The organism is Streptomyces palmae (assembly GCF_004684805.1).
In the GTDB taxonomy this organism is placed as follows: domain Bacteria; phylum Actinomycetota; class Actinomycetes; order Streptomycetales; family Streptomycetaceae; genus Streptomyces; species Streptomyces palmae.
Genome location: NZ_SRID01000752.1, coordinates 1 through 863 on the forward strand (window position 1 = coordinate 1; position 863 = coordinate 863).

Annotated in this window: 1 protein-coding gene; it reads right to left on the reverse strand. The window is 74.7% G+C overall.

What is annotated here, in order from left to right; translation table 11 throughout:
- The coding region (gene pheA, locus E4099_RS32485) for a prephenate dehydratase (protein ID WP_135342656.1) at window positions 1-662 on the reverse strand (662 nt) is incomplete at its 3' end.
- Between the last annotated feature and the right edge of the window lie 201 nt (window positions 663-863).

Consider the following 863-nt stretch of genomic DNA (forward strand, 5'->3'; position numbering starts at 1 on the left):
CCGCGCGCCGAGTACTCCTGGAGCAGCTCCAGCAGCGCACCCGGGTGGTCGTCGTCGAGCCAGATGACCACCGAGGTCTTGTCCGCCCCGGTGCGCGCGGCCGGCCGGGCCGGACGGCCGACCAGCACGAAGCGGGTGACCGCGTTCTGCGCGTCATGGATCTCGGTGACCAGCGGCTCCAGGCCGTACCGGGAGGCGGCGAACTCACCGGCGAACGCCGCGTCATAGCGTCCCTCCTGCACCAGCCGGGCGCCGTCCGCGTTGGAGGCGGCCGACTCCCACTGCGCGTCCGGCAGGTTCGCCGCCAGCCACTTGCGCACCTGGGGCTGGGCCACCGGGTGCCCGGTCACGGTCTTCACGTCCGTCAGCGCGGTGCCCGGACGCACCAGCAGCGCGAAGGCGATCGGCAGCAGCACCTCGCGGTAGATCATCAGCGGTTCGCCGGTGGACAGTTGGTCCAGCGTGGCGGTGACGCCGCCCTCCACCGAGTTCTCGATCGGCACCAGCGCCGCCGCGGCGGCCCCGGATCGTACGGCGTCCAGCGCGGCCGGGACCGAGAGCATGGGAACCAGCTCACGGGTGGCGGCCTCGGGCAGAGTGCGCAGCGCGGCCTCGGTGAACGTGCCCTCGGGGCCGAGGTAGGTGTAGTGGCTGGCCGACATCACGGTGGGCTCCCTGCGCTTGGGGGCACCTCCCAGCGGTGGCTGGGGGAGGATGCCGCCACGATACCCACGGGCGGCCCTGGCTCGCGGCGCGCGCCCGCGCGTTCCACGTGGTGGGACGGTGCTCGGGGACGGACGCCGGCGGCCCTCGGCCGGCCGGGGCGAGGCCGGGGAATGCTCGGGAACGCCCGGGTGGGGGCC